The organism is Vibrio sp. 9-16B-A1, from assembly GCF_056726165.1.
The window spans coordinates 68,934-84,588 of sequence record NZ_JBSDZD010000012.1 but is presented as its reverse complement, the minus strand read 5'-3'; the positions used below and the strand labels follow the sequence as shown (position 1 = coordinate 84,588).

The 15,655-nt window shown below is 50.5% G+C and carries 17 protein-coding genes; 3 read left to right on the top strand and 14 right to left on the bottom strand.

From position 1 onward, the window contains the following. Positions 1 to 4 precede the first annotated feature (4 nt). The 5 genes from ACVB80_RS18130 to potA all read right to left on the bottom strand — a co-directional run bounded on the left by ACVB80_RS18130 (position 5) and on the right by potA (position 5,130). Positions 5 to 1,045, bottom strand: coding sequence for an extracellular solute-binding protein (locus ACVB80_RS18130; RefSeq protein WP_481082700.1), 1,041 nt, complete (start codon positions 1,043 to 1,045; stop codon positions 5 to 7). Between the two features lie 203 nt (positions 1,046 to 1,248). Next, positions 1,249 to 2,286: an extracellular solute-binding protein gene (locus ACVB80_RS18125; protein WP_481082699.1), complete on the bottom strand. Its 1,038-nt coding sequence runs from the start codon at positions 2,284 to 2,286 to the stop codon at positions 1,249 to 1,251. Positions 2,287 to 2,400: 114 nt separating this feature from the next. Beyond that, positions 2,401 to 3,171: a spermidine/putrescine ABC transporter permease PotC gene (potC, locus tag ACVB80_RS18120; RefSeq protein ID WP_481082698.1), complete on the bottom strand. Its 771-nt coding sequence runs from the start codon at positions 3,169 to 3,171 to the stop codon at positions 2,401 to 2,403. Beyond that, positions 3,171 to 4,025: a spermidine/putrescine ABC transporter permease PotB gene (potB, locus tag ACVB80_RS18115; protein ID WP_481082697.1), complete on the bottom strand. Its 855-nt coding sequence runs from the start codon at positions 4,023 to 4,025 to the stop codon at positions 3,171 to 3,173. The genes potC and potB overlap by 1 nt, the downstream gene beginning before the upstream one ends. Further along, a complete protein-coding gene (potA, locus tag ACVB80_RS18110; RefSeq protein WP_481082788.1) occupies positions 4,012 to 5,130 on the bottom strand; it encodes a spermidine/putrescine ABC transporter ATP-binding protein PotA in 1,119 nt (372 codons plus the stop codon). The genes potB and potA overlap by 14 nt, the downstream gene beginning before the upstream one ends. 300 nt (positions 5,131 to 5,430) lie before the next feature. Here potA and ACVB80_RS18105 point away from each other — a divergent pair, with 300 nt between their 5' ends. From ACVB80_RS18105 to ACVB80_RS18095, 3 genes are read left to right on the top strand one after another with little or no spacing between them, the layout of a single operon-like run. Then, a complete protein-coding gene (locus ACVB80_RS18105) occupies positions 5,431 to 6,237 on the top strand; it encodes a hypothetical protein (protein ID WP_481082696.1) in 807 nt (268 codons plus the stop codon). Next, on the top strand, positions 6,230 to 7,036 hold the full coding sequence (locus ACVB80_RS18100; RefSeq protein WP_481082695.1) for a glucosaminidase domain-containing protein: 807 nt from the start codon (positions 6,230 to 6,232) through the stop codon (positions 7,034 to 7,036). Before ACVB80_RS18105 ends, ACVB80_RS18100 begins: the two co-directional genes overlap by 8 nt. Before the next feature lie 2 nt (positions 7,037 to 7,038). Next, the gene (locus ACVB80_RS18095) at positions 7,039 to 7,689 is read left to right on the top strand and encodes a DUF2987 domain-containing protein (RefSeq protein WP_481082694.1); all 651 of its coding nucleotides are present in this window, start codon (positions 7,039 to 7,041) and stop codon (positions 7,687 to 7,689) included. A 53-nt stretch (positions 7,690 to 7,742) separates the two neighbouring features. Here ACVB80_RS18095 and ttcA read toward each other — a convergent pair whose 3' ends face one another. The 9 genes from ttcA to ACVB80_RS18050 all read right to left on the bottom strand — a co-directional run bounded on the left by ttcA (position 7,743) and on the right by ACVB80_RS18050 (position 15,654). Then, entirely contained in the window at positions 7,743 to 8,666 is a 924-nt protein-coding gene (gene ttcA / locus ACVB80_RS18090; protein ID WP_481082693.1) for a tRNA 2-thiocytidine(32) synthetase TtcA, read from the bottom strand. Between the two features lie 128 nt (positions 8,667 to 8,794). Then, entirely contained in the window at positions 8,795 to 9,736 is a 942-nt protein-coding gene (uspE, locus tag ACVB80_RS18085; protein ID WP_481082692.1) for a universal stress protein UspE, read from the bottom strand. Between the two features lie 153 nt (positions 9,737 to 9,889). Continuing rightward, on the bottom strand, positions 9,890 to 10,639 hold the full coding sequence (locus tag ACVB80_RS18080) for an FNR family transcription factor (protein WP_481082691.1): 750 nt from the start codon (positions 10,637 to 10,639) through the stop codon (positions 9,890 to 9,892). A 99-nt stretch (positions 10,640 to 10,738) separates the two neighbouring features. Then, the gene (locus ACVB80_RS18075) at positions 10,739 to 11,416 is read right to left on the bottom strand and encodes a sulfite exporter TauE/SafE family protein (protein ID WP_481082690.1); all 678 of its coding nucleotides are present in this window, start codon (positions 11,414 to 11,416) and stop codon (positions 10,739 to 10,741) included. Next, the gene (gene ccoS, locus ACVB80_RS18070) at positions 11,406 to 11,576 is read right to left on the bottom strand and encodes a cbb3-type cytochrome oxidase assembly protein CcoS (protein ID WP_481082689.1); all 171 of its coding nucleotides are present in this window, start codon (positions 11,574 to 11,576) and stop codon (positions 11,406 to 11,408) included. Before ccoS ends, ACVB80_RS18075 begins: the two co-directional genes overlap by 11 nt. Next, the gene (locus ACVB80_RS18065; protein ID WP_481082688.1) at positions 11,569 to 13,938 is read right to left on the bottom strand and encodes a heavy metal translocating P-type ATPase; all 2,370 of its coding nucleotides are present in this window, start codon (positions 13,936 to 13,938) and stop codon (positions 11,569 to 11,571) included. The genes ccoS and ACVB80_RS18065 overlap by 8 nt, the downstream gene beginning before the upstream one ends. A 4-nt stretch (positions 13,939 to 13,942) precedes the next feature. Further along, on the bottom strand, positions 13,943 to 14,422 hold the full coding sequence (locus ACVB80_RS18060; RefSeq protein ID WP_481082687.1) for a FixH family protein: 480 nt from the start codon (positions 14,420 to 14,422) through the stop codon (positions 13,943 to 13,945). Between the two features lie 78 nt (positions 14,423 to 14,500). Next, complete coding sequence (gene ccoP, locus ACVB80_RS18055; RefSeq protein WP_481082686.1) at positions 14,501 to 15,478, bottom strand: cytochrome-c oxidase, cbb3-type subunit III; 978 nt, start codon at positions 15,476 to 15,478, stop codon at positions 14,501 to 14,503. Continuing rightward, a complete protein-coding gene (locus tag ACVB80_RS18050; protein WP_481082685.1) occupies positions 15,478 to 15,654 on the bottom strand; it encodes a cbb3-type cytochrome oxidase subunit 3 in 177 nt (58 codons plus the stop codon). The genes ccoP and ACVB80_RS18050 overlap by 1 nt, the downstream gene beginning before the upstream one ends. Position 15,655 lies beyond the last annotated feature (1 nt).

Sequence of the window (15,655 nt, the reverse complement as noted above, 5' to 3'; positions counted from 1 at the left end):
TACATTACATATTAACTTTCAGCTTCTGGAAGTACTCTTCGTAAAGCGTAGCTGCTTCACCGACTTCATCCTGCCACTCACCTGAGTCCATCACAGACTGAGGTGGGAAGACGTTCTTATCTTCAGCAAACTCTTTAGGCAGCAGCGGGTAAGCGGTTTTAACCGGTGTTGGGTAGCCGATTTCCATTGCAATCTTAGCCGCGTTTTCAGGGCGCAGCAGGAAGTCGATCATCTTGTGTGCTGCTTCGGTGTTTTTCGCACCAGCCGGGATAGCCAGGCTGTCCATCCAGAAGATAGTGCCTTTCTCCGGCCATACGATCTCGATAGATGCGCCTTCCTGGCGAGCCATGTATGCCGAACCGTTCCACAGCATACCGATAGATGTTTCACCAGCCAGGTATGGGTTCGCCGGGAAGTCTGAGTTGAATACCAGTACGTTTGGCATCAGCTTCTTCAGCTCTTCGTAAGCAGCTTTGATCTCATCCGGGTTGGTGGTGTTGGCTGAGTAACCCAGTTTGGTCAGTGCAATGTGGAAGACTTCACGCGAGTCATCCATCATCATCAGCTGGCCAACCCATTTGCTGTCCCACAGGTCAGCCCATTTGGTTACAGAAGACTTGTCCAGCATATCGGTGTTTACACCAATACCGGTCGCACCCCAGATGTATGGGATAGAGTAGTCGTTGCCTGGATCGAACGGTTTGTTCAGGTAGTTAGGATCAAGATCAGCAAAATGCTTCAGCTTGCTTTTGTCCAGCTTTTGCAGCATGCCTTCTTTGCGCATCTTAGACACAAAGTAGGTAGAAGGAACCACAAGGTCATAACCTTTACCCTGAGTCTTGAGCTTGGCATACATGCTCTCGTTAGACTCGTAGGTAGAGTAGATAACCTTGATGCCCGTTTCTTCGGTAAAGTCTTCAAGAACTTCACCTGGGATGTATTCAGACCAGTTGTAGAAATAGAGTTCTTCGGCAGCCTGAGAAGAAACAGAGAAAAGGGCGGATAGACTGATAATACCAGCAAACAGCTTAGAGCAAGTTTTCATTTGTCGCTATACCTGATTGTGGGGAGAGCCGGACAGGGAAGGCAGTAATTATCTTGCCCTGAGTTACAGATTGGAATCGGCACTCCAGTGAACTTGAGCCGCGAATTATACGTTAAAATACGGTAAGGAAAAAGCGCTGCGGGTTGACAGCCACAGTTTTTTTGCGGGTATGAAAAAGGGCAGCGATGCTGCCCTGTGATGTTTTATTGTGCAGCTTTGAGCTTCAGGAAATACTCTTCGTATTTCAGCGTCTTGTCGCCAACTGCTGCCTGCCACTCCACGCGGTCCAGATCTTCCTGAGACGGGAACAGCGGGTCGATATCTTTAAACTTATCGTTTGACGCTTTCACGCCGGTCAGATAACCCGCATTGCGCGAGATCTTTTCAGCAATTTCCGGGCGCAGCAGGAAGTCGATCATCTTGTGCGCGGCTTCCACATTTGTCGCATTGGCAGTAATGGCAAAGTTATCTACCCAGCCAATGCCGCCTTCTTTCGGAAATACCAGCTCAAGTGGCAGACCCTCTGCCTGCGCGGCAGCGGCGGAGCCATTCCACAACATACCCACGCCAACTTCGCCGGACATGTATGGGTTAGCAGGGTTATCGGAGTTGAACACCAGTACGTTAGGCATCAGCTTTTGCAGTTCAGTGTATGCCTCATCAATCTGCGCATCATCGGTCGAGTTACCAGAGTAGCCCAGCTTACGCAACGCAATGTGGAATACTTCACGGGTGTCGTCCATCAGCATGACCTGACCTTCCAGTTCCGGCTTCCACAGGTCAGCCCAACTGGTAAAGTCCTGCGGATCATACATTTCGGTATTCACTGCAAGGCCGGTAATCGCGACCACGTGTGGAATGGAGTAGTCGTTGTTTGGATCGTACGGCTTGTCCAGGTAGTTGGTATCCAGCTGAGAGAAGTTACTCAGCTTTGATTTATCAATCTTCTGTAACATGCCTTCATCGCGCATCTTGGCGACAAAGTAAGTCGACGGCACAACCAGGTCGTAACCCTGGTTATGTGTCTTTAACTTGGCATACAGGGTTTCGTTCGACTCGTAAGTCGAGTAGATAACCTTAATACCGGTTTCTTTGGTGAACTGCTGCAGGATATCGCTGGAAACGTAAGGTCCCCAGTTCATAAATACCAGTTCATCGGATTTTTCGCTTGCTGCCACCGGGCCGGTCAGCAGGGACAGCGCGCAGGCACTACCAGTCAGTAAAGTAGACCACTTTTTCATTTACGTTAGCTCCAAACCAAACGTGATTAATAAACCGGAGTGAAATTTACTCCGGGTATAAAAAAGCAGCACAGGAAAGCCCGTGCTGCTGCCTTTCAGAAAAGGACTCTGAAATTATTTCACTTTTTCCCGCGCCAGCAGCTGGGAAATCACCACCAGAACCAGTGATACGATCAGCATAATGGTCGCCAGCGCGTTCACTTCTGGTGAGATGCCAACTTTCACCATTGAATAGATCTTCAGTGGCAGGATCTCATAAGTCGGGCCGGTGACGAATGAGCTGATGATCACGTCATCCAGCGACAGGGTAAAGCTCAGCAGCCAGCCTGCTGCCACCGCCGGTTTTGCCAGCGGCAGGATGATCTGTTTCAGGATGGTCCATTCGCTTGCGCCCAGGTCTTTAGCTGCTTCCAGCATCTTCACGTCAAAGCCGTTCAGGCGGCTGTAAACCGTCACCACGACAAACGGCAGACAGAATGTGATGTGGGCAAAAAACAGGGTGAGGAAGCCCAGCTGGAAACCCACCACCAGAAACAGCGCCAGCAATGAAATTGCCATCACAATATCCGGTGACATCATCACGATAAACAGCAGACCGTTGACCACACCTTTACCTTTAAACTGGTAACGGAACAGGGCAACAGCGGTCAGGCTGCCAATGATGGTCGCCGCAGTTGCCGAGAATACGGCAACGGTCAGCGAGTGCCAGGCGGCCTGCATCAGGCTGTCGTTGTTCAGCAGCGCGTCATACCATTTCATGGTAAAGCCGCCCCATTTCATCCCAAATTTGTTGGCGTTAAATGAGTTGGCGATCAGTACGATGATAGGGAGGTACAAAAACAGGTAGACCAACCCCATAAATCCAATCTTGGTTGATTTTCCCATTATTCCAGCTCCACTTTTTTGTTAAGTAGCTTGCCAGCCCGGTAGTAGGCATACAGCATAACCGCCATCGCAACCGTCAGTGCGATGCTGGTGGCCGCGCCAAACGGCCAGTCACGCGCATTGAGCACCTGACTCTTAATGACGTTACCAATCAGCAGGTTCTTTGCTCCGCCCAGCAGGTCGGAAATGTAGAACATGCCCAGTGCCGGCAGCAGAACCAGCAGACAACCACCAATGATACCCGGGCCGGTCAGCGGCAGGATCACTTTCAGGAAGGTCTGTATTTTGTTCGCGCCAAGGTCACGCGCTGCTTCAATATACGTACCATCAAGCTTCTCAATCGCCGAGTAGAGCGGCAGGATCATAAACGGCAGCAGGATGTAAACCAGGCCGATCATCACCGCTGACTCGGTGTACATAATACGGATAGGGCGCTCAATGATGTCCAGTGCCATCAGGCTCTTGTTCAGAATGCCCTGGGTACCCAGCACGATTTTCAAACCGTAAGTCCGGATCAGTGAGTTGGTCCAGAAAGGTACGATCACCAGAAACAGCATGATCGGACGCCACTTCTCAGGCATTTTGGCAATGATGTATGCAAACGGATAACCGATCACCAGACACAGTACCGTTGCAACGGATGCCATATAGAAAGAGTGGCCCAGAACTTTGAAGTAGAGAGGGTCAGCCAGTCGGGCATAGTTCTCCAGGGTAAAGGTCATCTCGATCAGGTTGGCTTCGTCACGGGTCAGGAAACTCGTGCCAATGATCATTGCATTGGGGATCAGAACGAAAATCACCAGCCATCCGACAATCAGGCTGATGATGGCGTTTTGCAGATTAAGCTTCTTCATCGGCCAGCACCACTTCCCAGCTTTCAACCCAGGTCACTGCTACTTTTTGTCCCAGTGAGTGGTCTACATCCGGGTCATCTTCGTTAAAGAACTCACTGACCATCACGCGCATGCCTGAATCGAGCTCAACCACTGAATCCAGGGTCATGCCTTTATAGGTACGTTCAACAACGTGGCCAACGATGCCTTTGTTTTCGCTTTCTTTAATTTCTTCCAGACGCAGATCTTCCGGGCGCAGCAGCACCTGGAGTTTGTCTCCGGCCTCTACGGGCTTGTCGTAGTACACTACAGACTCAATGCCTTCAATGTCAGCGCGGATGCGCTTTTCATCCAGACGCTCGGTCGCTGTGACGTGGAATACATTGATTTCACCAATAAAGCGGGCAACGAACAGGTTCTTAGGCTCTTCGTAAATTTCACGCGGAGTGCCATCCTGCTCGATCTTACCGTCTTTCATTACGATGATGCGGTCAGACATCGACAAGGCTTCTTCCTGATCGTGGGTAACAAAGATAAAGGTAATACCCAGCTGGCGCTGAAGCTGTTTCAGCTCGATCTGCATCTGTTTACGCAGTTTATAGTCCAGCGCAGACAGGGATTCATCCAGCAGCAGAACTTTAGGCTTGTTCACTACTGCACGGGCAATTGCGATACGCTGTTGCTGACCACCGGAAAGCTGATGGGGTTTGCGATGCGCCATGTGGCCCAAACGTACCATTTTCAGTGCTTCGTTCACACGTGGTTCAATCTCAGCAGCTGGCACTTTTTGCATGCGCAGGCCAAAAGCCACATTGTCGAATACTGTCATGTGAGGAAACAGGGCATAACTCTGAAACACCGTATTCACGTGGCGCTGCTCAGCGGGAAGATTTGTCACATCCTGGCCAGCAATCTGAATGCTGCCGCTGTCTGCGGATTCAAAACCGGCAATCATGCGTAATACAGTCGTTTTACCACAGCCCGACGGGCCAAGAATGGTTAAAAACTCACCGTGATTTACATTAAGTTCAAGGTTGCCAATGATTTGCTTTCCGTCAAAGCTCTTATCAACTGATGAGAGCTGCACTACATAAGATGGTTGTTTCAAGGTCTGTATTTCTCCAATCAGGCCCCTGCAGAAAGGCCATAACGAGTCCGATTTTCAGGGCACGAATCATAAATCTGTATCCCTTGTTCGCAAAGCAATTTCTTACTTTGAAACAGATTTTTTTTGCAGGTTAAAACCAAAGACTTCTACCATACTTGGTGGTAACTGAGATTTCTCAGGTTGCTGTACAATTATTCGACAAAAAGGCTGTAAAAAAAAGCGCTTATTACGTTTCCTGTTTGATCGCTCTGGCTGCAACCCTATAATGTCGCGCAACACTCATCTTTTGTTCAGCCGAAGCTGTTCATGGAAAACAATATGAACAACCACGAAATTGAAAAAGACTTCAACCTGGGCGGCTCCGTAGAAACGGCGTTGTCCGGACAGTATGAGCTTTCTCCGGCCGCTGTTATTCAGGAAGCCTGGAAGTGCACCATCCGCCACTTTCTCAGCTTTTCTCCGGCCATCATTGCTCTGATCCTTATTCAGATTGGGATTTTCTTTGTTGCCCTTAAGCTTCAGCTGGGTGACATCAATGTACTGCTTGATATGGTGAAAGATCCGAGCCTGATTAACATGGACCTGATCCAGTCCGTATCTGTCGCCAACTTCAGCTATGAAGTGATCAGCGCGCCGCTGTATGCGGGGATCAGTCTGATGGCGATGAGCCACGCTGCTGGTCTTCGTACCCGCTCGCGTCACATGGCCAAAGGATTACAGTTCACTATTCCTGTGATCATTGCCACATTGTTCAGCCTGATGTTGCAGCAGATCGCCACCGCAATCTTGCCGCTGGTATCGATTTATCTGACAATTGCATTCAGCCAGTCCATTCTTCTTATTTGTGAGAAGCGGGTGACACCGATGCGCTCTCTGCTGTTGTCACTAAGGGCAGTAAACCGCAAGATCCTGCCACTGGCAGGTATCTACTTCGTCATCATGATGATGTTCGTCGTAGCGATGCTGTTCTACGGGATTGGATTGATTTTTGTGGTGCCTTTCTACTTCCATGTAAAAGGCGTGCTGTACCGAAACATGTTCGGGATCAGGCTGAAGATTGTGGCAACGGATGTACCGAACCCGGCTTCACCCCCGAAAGATCATCCGGGAACCTTTGATGCGTAAGTCGATCAAAATTACTCTTGCCGCCATCGTTTCGATGGCGGTTTTTATTATCTGGTTTGAAAGTGAGCGGGAAGAGGAGCTTGTGCCTCAGACTAAGCCACAGCCAACAGTAAGCGGACCAAAGCCAGACTTTGCCGAAATCACTGATGTTAAACAGAAGAAGCAGGCCTTCTTTGATTACCTGCTGCCAAAGGTTGCGCTTGAGAATGAACGGGTCGTTACAGAACGTCAGCATCTGGAAGAGATGCTGACGTCGCTTGAAAGTGGCACCCGTCTCAGTGATGAACAAAACCGTTATGCTGAACGTATCAGCAGGCTGTATAACCATGCGCTGCCTGAGAAGGGGGCGGATATGAACTGGCTGACCCTGGCTCTGGAGCGCGTTAATCAGATCCCTCCGGCCATGGTAATGATCCAGGCTGCCAACGAATCAGCGTGGGGAACCTCCCGTTTTGCTACTCAGGCAAATAACTATTTTGGTCAGTGGTGTTATCGTAAAGGGTGTGGTCTGGTGCCGCTAAGCCGCAATGAAGGGGCCAGCCATGAAGTTGCCAAGTTTGACTCTGTGCAGCAGTCTGTTCACGCCTACTTTATGAACATTAACCGTAACCGTGCTTACCAGTCACTGCGCCACAAAAGGGCAGAGCTGGCTGCAAACGGAGCGGACTTACTCAGTGAAGAGAGCGCGCTTGAACTGATTGATGAACTGGGTTCCTACTCTGAGCGCGGTGAAGCTTACACCTCAGAGCTGAAATCCATGGTCAGCCATAATAAGAGTTACCTGAAAGGAAGCGGATAATAATGAGAAAATACCCTGTCGCCGCGTTGGCGACATGCCTGGCGCTGTCATTCCCTGTCAGCGCTCAGGAATACATGTTTACCTACTCAAAGCTGTTCAGCCAAATCAAAAACAACGCCACCGAAGGCCACGAAGATGTCAAAGTCGGGCTGTTTTTCACCGATGCGGACAGCAAAACGCTCTGCCGGCTTGAAAAAGCCTGGATGGAGAAAGAAGAGCACTACGAAGACCTTGATGTCAGCGGTTATGAACTGAAAGTGCCGCTGGATAATAATCTTCGTCAGGCCAACCCACTGGTGTTCGTACATACTGAGCGCGGAAAACGCTGTGATTTTTCCATGGTGGTGATGGCCAAAGAGCCACTGTCCGGTCAGGTCAGCTATCAGCAAATGGAAAAACTGCTTCCGCAGATGCAGGCCATTCTTGAAGAACTAGGCGGCATGTTTGCCAGCTGGTTTACTCCTGATGTGGAAGGGTTGACGCTTGAGTTTCCGTCCGGGACGGTTTCCCCGGTGCAGGTATCCAACGGGGACATCATCCCGGTTGAAAACAACCGGGCACGGGTGAACCTGAGTGAGCTGAAGCCGGAAGATAGCATCCGGTTGCCTGCCCAAACCGTGCGGGTGCTGCCGTATCTGCCGGACGCCAAATAACAAAAAGGTCGCTTATCGCGACCTTTTTCAGTTTCAGACCTGTCTGACAGCTATCAGATGTTAGTGACATCCAGTTGAAGAGACGGGTCAAATTCAACCACATCTTCCTGCGGAGCTTCCGGATCAGCGATTGGCTCTTTATCAAAGCCGATATCACCACCATTGATCACACCTGAGTCACGGTTGATGGACTTAAAGTCAAACAGTTCGAAGTCAGCCAGGTGGCTTGGTACCACGTTTTGCATCGCACGGAACATGGTCTCGATACGGCCAGGGAACTGCTTATCCCACGTGTTCAGCATCTGCTTCACATTCTGGCGCTGCAGGTTTGGCTGAGAGCCACACAGGTTACATGGGATAATAGGGTATTCACGCATATCTGCGTACTTAATGATGTCTTTCTCGCGGCAGTAGGCCAGCGGGCGGATCACTACGTGCTCACCGTTGTCAGACACCAGTTTAGGTGGCATACCTTTGATCTTGCCGCCGTAGAACATGTTCAGGAACAGAGTTTCCAGAATATCATCACGGTGGTGACCAAGAGCAATTTTGGTCACGCCCAGCTCTTTGGCAGTACGATACAAAATACCGCGGCGCAGACGCGAGCAAAGTGAACAGGTAGTTTTACCTTCAGGGATCTTGTCCTGAACGATAGAGTAGGTGTCTTCTTCAACGATTTTGTACTGAACACCCAGCTCTTCCAGGTACTCAGGCAGAATGTGGCCCGGGAAACCAGGCTGCTTCTGATCAAGGTTAACAGCGATCAGTTCGAAATTAACCGGCGCGCTCTTTTGCAGGCTCATCAGAATGTCCAGCATGGTAAAGCTGTCTTTACCGCCTGACAAACAGACCATGATACGGTCGCCATCTTCAATCATGTTGAAATCAGCGATCGCCTGGCCGGTATTACGGCGAATACGTTTTTGCAGTTTGTTAAAATTGTACTGCTGAGCTTTGGTGAGTGTCTGCTCGGTCATAACTCTCTGTTCACTTGTACCTGGGAGATTTTGAAGTGCGTATGATACGGAAATCTGAGCTGAACGCCAGACCCTGACACAAAAAAGGCAGGGTTTTCACCCTGCCTGATATGCCATTGTTTTACTGTCTATTGATGCGGGTCGAGCGGGCTGACGTACCCTTCAGGTTTCAGCGCCAGAATGTCGCAGTTGATTTTATCAATAACGTGTTCTGCGGTATTTCCGATGAACACTGCAGAAAGTCCCGTGCGGCCGGTAGTGCCAAGGATCACCAGCCCTGCATCGAGCTGCTGAACCAGCTCAGGTACAATCTCTTCCGGCAGACCCTGTTCCACGTATGTGTTTTCTGCGTCTATACCGTGTTTTTGTCTCAGCGCTTTCATTGATGTCAGGTGATGGCCACGCACGGCATCTGTATAGCTGGCGGGATCAAACTCTGGCAGTTCAATGGTGATGTTAGCCGGGGTCACCGGATAGGCATTGACCAGTACCGGATTGGCGTTAAGGCGCTTACAAATATCATTAAGCTGCTCAGCCATTTTATCGTTAAGGCTGAGATGAGTTGGGTTCTCTGAACCAACGTGAACCGAAGCCAGTACATGACCATTAACCGGCCAGTCGTGGTTTTTCACCAGCAGTACGGCGCACGGACATTTACGCAACAGGTGCCAGTCGGTTGGGGTAAAGATCACCGATTCCAGCACGTCGTGTTTACGGGTCGCTTTCACCACCACGTCATGCTCACTGGCAAAAACTTCAGCAATAATGGCTTCGTAAGGGCGGTTATGCCATACCACCTTAACCTCGAAGTTAATGCCTTCTTTGAGATAAGGCTGGGCGACTTCTTTCATCCAGATCTCGCGCTGATGCACCACGCCTTTGCGCATTGCATCGCGCTCTTCAGAAGACAGCATGGAAGTCATCTCATAGGAGAAGTCATAAATAGACAGGAAGAAAGTGATCCGGCTCTCTGAGCGGCTGCTCTCACTGAGCTGAATTGCCCGGGCGAGGGCGGGTTGCTGATCACTGTTGATGTCGGCGACAACCAGAATTCTGTTGTAGATACTCATAACCAGCTCCTTAGAAACCAAAAGGTTAGGTGACCATTCCCTATTAACTGTAGCTTATAAGGTTAAAGAGTATTAGCAAAATCGAAGGAATTTGGGGAGAAATATGAAGTGGCTCATTATCGGGCCACTTCATTATGCAGGACGCGGCGGGTATCAGGCTTTGCTGACGACGCCAGCCAGAACCTGAAGAGCATCATGGTCAAGGATGGTGATGTACTTACCCTTAACGCTGAGGATTTCAGACTTCTGGAAGCGGCCCAGAAGACGACTGATGGTTTCAACCGTCAGACCCAGATAGTTACCAATATCACCACGGGTCATGGTAAGACGGAACTCACGCGGGCTGAAGCCACGCTGAGAAAAACGGGTAGACAGGTTGTACAGGAAGGCTGCCAGACGCTCTTCGGCGTTTTTCTTTGACAGCAGCAGGATCATTTCCTGGTCACCTTTAATCTCATTGCTCATCAGGCGCATGATCTGTTGACGCAGTTTCGGCATTTTGCCTGACAGGTCATCCAGAATTTCGTATGGAATTTCACATACCATTGAAGTTTCAAGCGCTTGCGCAAAGCTTGGGTGAGCGGCATCGTTAATAGCATCGAAACCTACCAGGTCTCCTGCCAGATGGAAAGCGGTGATCTGTTCGTCACCCTGTTCTGTAATGGTGTAGCTTTTGATTGTTCCTGAGCGGATCGCGTACAGAGACTTCAGCTCGTCTCCGGCCTTGAACAGCTCCTGACCTTTTTGAATGGGTTTCTTGCGCTCAATAATCTCGTCAAGCTGATCCAGTTCAGACTCGTTCAGTGTAAAAGGGATACACAACTGACTGATACTGCAATCTTGACAGTGGATAGCACACCCACCCGATTGGATACGTTTGGTCGCGGGTTTATCAGAAATCATAACTTCCAAGCACTAAATTGATATACATCAATATTTTAACACTTCCTCAGAATAAAAGGTAGTGAAAAAGTTTTTATTAAAACAACAAGATATAACAATTTATGACAATATTTTTATGGCGTCATATCCGCTGTACAAACCGTAAACAAGCAGCAAAGCCGCACCGGTTTGACGAAACCAGTCTGATTTTTGCCATTGCCGGAGCCGGGTAGCGCCCATACCAATCAATAACATAGAAGGCAGGGTACCAACACCAAAAGCAAGCATAACTACAGCACCATCCAATGCGCTTCCTGCGACCGCAGCCCAGGTCAGCATCGAATAGACCAGTCCACATGGCAACCATCCCCAGATAAAACCAAACGGGAATGCGTGCAACGGGGAGCGCAATGGTAGCAACTTTTTGCCAACAGGGGAAAGCCACTTCCACACAAACTGGCCTGACTGCTCAATAAACAACAAACCGTACCACCATTTACCGAGGTATAATGCCAGCATGATCATAAATGCAGCAGCCACTAATCTGAGAACGCCCAGAGCCGTGTTATAGCTGGCCAGCTGTGCAAGGGAAGAAATGGCGCCGCCAATTACCGCGCCTGCAAGCATATAAGCGCACAGGCGACCGAGGTTATACAGTAATGTAGTTAAGCCGGCTGGCTTTGGTTTGTCTCCGGAGACGGTGAGCGATACTGCCGATGCAATGCCGCCACACATACCAAGGCAATGTCCTGCACCAAGAAACCCAACCGTTAATGCGCCAATCCAGTCACTTGTCATCTGGCTGACCTTTACCCTGGTCATCTTCTTCAAACAGGATACTGTGCCCCTGTCTTTCCAGATCTTCAAATTGCTCACTTTTGACTGCCCACAGGAACACGGCAACAGCCAGGCAGACCAGGATGATAGCGATTGGGATCAGTATATAGAGACTAGCCATGCTGCTTTAACAACCTCAGTGAATTGGACACCACAATAATGGAGCTGGCAGACATACCAACTACGGCAATATAGGGAGCCACAAGCCCGGCAACTGCGAGCGGAAGGATCAGTAAATTGTATCCTAACGACCAGGCCAGGTTTTCGCGAATAATTTTCCTGGTTTTGAGGGCCAGGGTACGGGCAGTGATGATTCTGTCCAGTTTGTCACCCAGCAGAACCATATCCGCAGACGCCTTGGCGACATCGGTACCTCCGCCCATCGCCACCGAAAGGTGTGCACCGGCCAGGGTTGGGGCATCGTTGATACCGTCACCGATCATCAGGGTGATATCGTGATCATCGAGTGACTGCAGGTAGTCGAGCTTTTGCTGAGGTGAGGCGCCGGCAATCACAGTATCAATCCCCACCTGTTGTGCGACCGCTGCTGCATTCGCCTGATTGTCACCGGTCAGGAGCGTGGTTTTAATGCCCGCCTGATTGAGCCTTGAGATAAGTTCGGCGCTCTCTTCACGTACCGGATCATGGTAGAAAAACACAGCGACAAGTGTATTGTTTACCGAAAGGTAAATCGCCGGAATATCATGCCGGCTCTCTTCACCAGTCACATATCTGGCGCTGCCGAGCTTGCAGAGAGCGCCATCAACGACCGCTTCTATGCCGGAGCCAATATGGTTTTTAACTTCAAGAGCCTGAAGCCCGTCATGCTGATAAGGACGGAATGCACGTGCGATGGGGTGGTTGGCATGCTGCTCCATCGCTGCGGCAATCGAAAGGCAATCCTGCTCACTAATATCTGAAAGAACCTGGACCGATTCCAGCTCGATGTTACCCTGAGTCAGGGTGCCGGTTTTGTCGACGATCAAGTGGTTTACTTTGCACAGGGTCTCAAACACATGCCCTTTGCGAAGCAATATGCCAAGTTTCCCAAGCCCGGAAGTAGCGCAGGTGATCGCGGTTGGCGTTGCAAGCGAAAGTGCGCAGGGGCAGGTAGCAACCAGCACTGACAGCATGATCCAGAACGCGTCTTCTGGTTTGCTCTGATGCCAGTAAAACCAGGTGAAAGCCGCGATAGCCAGAATCGCAGCCACAAAATAGCGGGCTACCACGTCAGCGATCTCAGCGATTTTGGGTTTGGACATCTGCGCTTCGTCCTGCAGGCGGACAATATAAGCGATCATGGAATCCGCTTTGGAACTTGAGACTTCCAGTTCAAAAGCTTCATCCCCATTCAGGGTACCGGCATATACGGTATCACCAGATTCTTTGACCACGGGGACAGACTCACCGGTCAACATGGACTCATCGATATGAATGCGGCTGTTTCTGACCCGGCCATCTGCAGGAACATGTTCCCCGGGTAACACCCGGATCACATCACCGACAGAAAGGCTCTTAACCGCCACCTGTTTACCATCGGTGGTGGTCGCCATTGCCGGAACCAGTTTAAGCAGGTTGGCACTGGCTGCTGCAGCCTGCCGTCTGGCGCGCATCTCAAGAAAACGGCCAAGCAGCAGGAAGAAGGTAAACATTGAAATGGATTCGAAAAATACTTCGCCATTTTCATTGATGGTCGCCATAAGACTTGCAACATAGGCAAAGATCAGTGCGACGGAGACGGGGACATCCATCCCCAGAGTTCTGGCGCGCAGACTGCGCCAGGCATTGAGATAAAAAGGCAGAGCAGAGTAGAGCAGTACCGGTGTGGCAAAGATAAGGCTGACGACGCGGAAATACTGCTTGAACTCCGCATCAAGATCACCAAAGACTTCCAGGTAAAGTGCAACAGCCAGCATCATCACCTGCATGGTCGCAAGGCCGGCGATACCAAGGCGGTAGAGATACTGCTTCATCTGGCGATGGTAGGCGGCTTCCTGATTGTCCGCTTCGAACGGAGCGGCTTTGTACCCCAAACGGTGTATTGTTGCGAGCAGCTCACTCAGTTTGGCTTTGGATTTGTCCCAGCTGAGAAGGGCGCGGTTGGTGGTGGTATTAACCCGGACAGACAATACGCCAGGTTCAGCTGATACCTGTTTCTCAATCAGCCAGGCACAGGCGGCGCAGGACACTCCCTCGAGTGACAGGGTCACCTCAAGATGGTCATCATGGCTGCGGACAAACTCGCTTTGAACCTCTTCATTGTCATAATGGATAAGGTTTCTCAGCTGCTCCGGCACCAGGTCGGCTTTTTCTGCCGGTGCGGTCCGGAACTGGTAATAGGAAACCAGCCCGCTTTCAACGATGGTCTGCGCGACGGACTGGCACCCCGGGCAGCACATTTCCCTGTTTTCACCCAGGATCTCAACCACGTAATCCGTGTTGGCCGGGACATCTTCACCACAGTGGTAACACGATTTACACATAGGCCTACTTCATTAATGCAACGGGGGAGTCAGACGGGAAATTGATTTTTCCCTGCAGTAACCACTCTTTGTTATGGGGTTCAACTTCTACAAACCACGGACCAGACAGGTTGTGATTCAGGGCCATCACGTAGCGGCCGGAGGCGTCCGCACTGGCAACCATCTGGAAGTCCTGGTCAGGCAGGGTACGGTGAGTAAAGGTGACAACCAGTGCCGGGAAATGGGGCAACTGGCCTTTATCAAGATTCAGCAGAACTTTGTCCTGCTCTGAGCGCAGCACAGCGCCGAGATTCAGCTCTTTTGCCACGTTAATGCGGGACAGGTCGATATTGATCCCTTTACCTTTTTTATAGTAATCCTCGGCAACAAGGGAGACAGAGTTTTTAGTGAACAGACCGAGAGTGATGAAGCTGGCCACAACCACGGTTCCGGGAAGCGCGATAAGAAACCAGGGCCAGAATTGTTTATACCAGGGCTTAATCATAGAAAAAATCTCAACAACTAAATACAGATTTAACTTACTGAAAAGGCAGCCCCTTCGTAAAGGGGCTGTATTGAATGGTTACTTTTTATCGGAGTTACTCAGGCTCCAGACGTAGGCAGAAACCAACTGCACTTTGTCCTCACCCAAAATATCTTTCCACGCCGGCATGACGCCCTGACGGCCATACTTGACCGTTTGGGTTACTGCTTCACGCGAGTCACCAAACAGCCAGTACTGGTCTGTCAGATCCGGTGCACCGAACGCCGGGTTACCTTTACCGTCAGTACCATGGCAGGCGGCACAGGCTGCAAACCGGGCTTTACCAGCCGCGGCTTCACGGGCATTCACTTTACGTCCGGAAAGGCTGAGAGTGTAAGAAACCACTTCTTTTACTCCCTCTTCACCAAAGGCATCAATCCAGCCAGGCATGGCACCAATACGGCCATTGAGCACGGTGTTGATGATCGCTTGCGGCTCACCACCGTACAGCCAGGCATCGTCAGTCAGGTTAGGAAAACCTACCAGGCCGCGTGCGTCAGAGCCGTGACACTGAGAACAGTTCTGCAGGAACAGGCGCTGACCTACTTTCAGTGCTTCTTCATCCGCTGCAATCTCAGGAAGAGGGCGCAGTTCACCATCGGATTTGAACGCCAGCTTTTTGTAGGCTTCGCCAAAACTGGTGTTGGCTTCATCCAGCTCCATCGCATACTGGTCGATCAGTTTGTCGCGTTGGGCCGCTTCTACAGACTCACGTGACTGGGAAACATTCATAACCGTTTGGTCAGAACTCTGCCAGCCAAGCAACCCTTTGTAGTTACCCAGGCCCGGGTAAAGGGCCAGGTAAATCGCCGCAAAGATGAATGTGCCGACGAACAGATAGGTCCACCATTTCGGCAGCGGGCTGTTCAGCTCACGAATGCCATCGTATTCGTGGCCCATATCTTCACCGTCTTCAACACCCATCTTGTCTCTGGTGCACCAGTAAAGCAGCACAGCACAGCCAACAAGGGTACCGACGGTAATCACGATGATCCAAATACTCCAAAATGTAGTCATTATTTGGTCACTCCTTTATCTTGCGCCTGCGTGTGCTGCTCTTCATCTGCAAACACCAGGTTGGCGGCTTCCTCAAAGCGTGCTTTGCGGCTCTTGCCGTATGCCCACCAAACGACACCAATGAAGCTGATGAACAGCACCAGGGTCCAAATACTGTGTATCGTACCGATATCCATA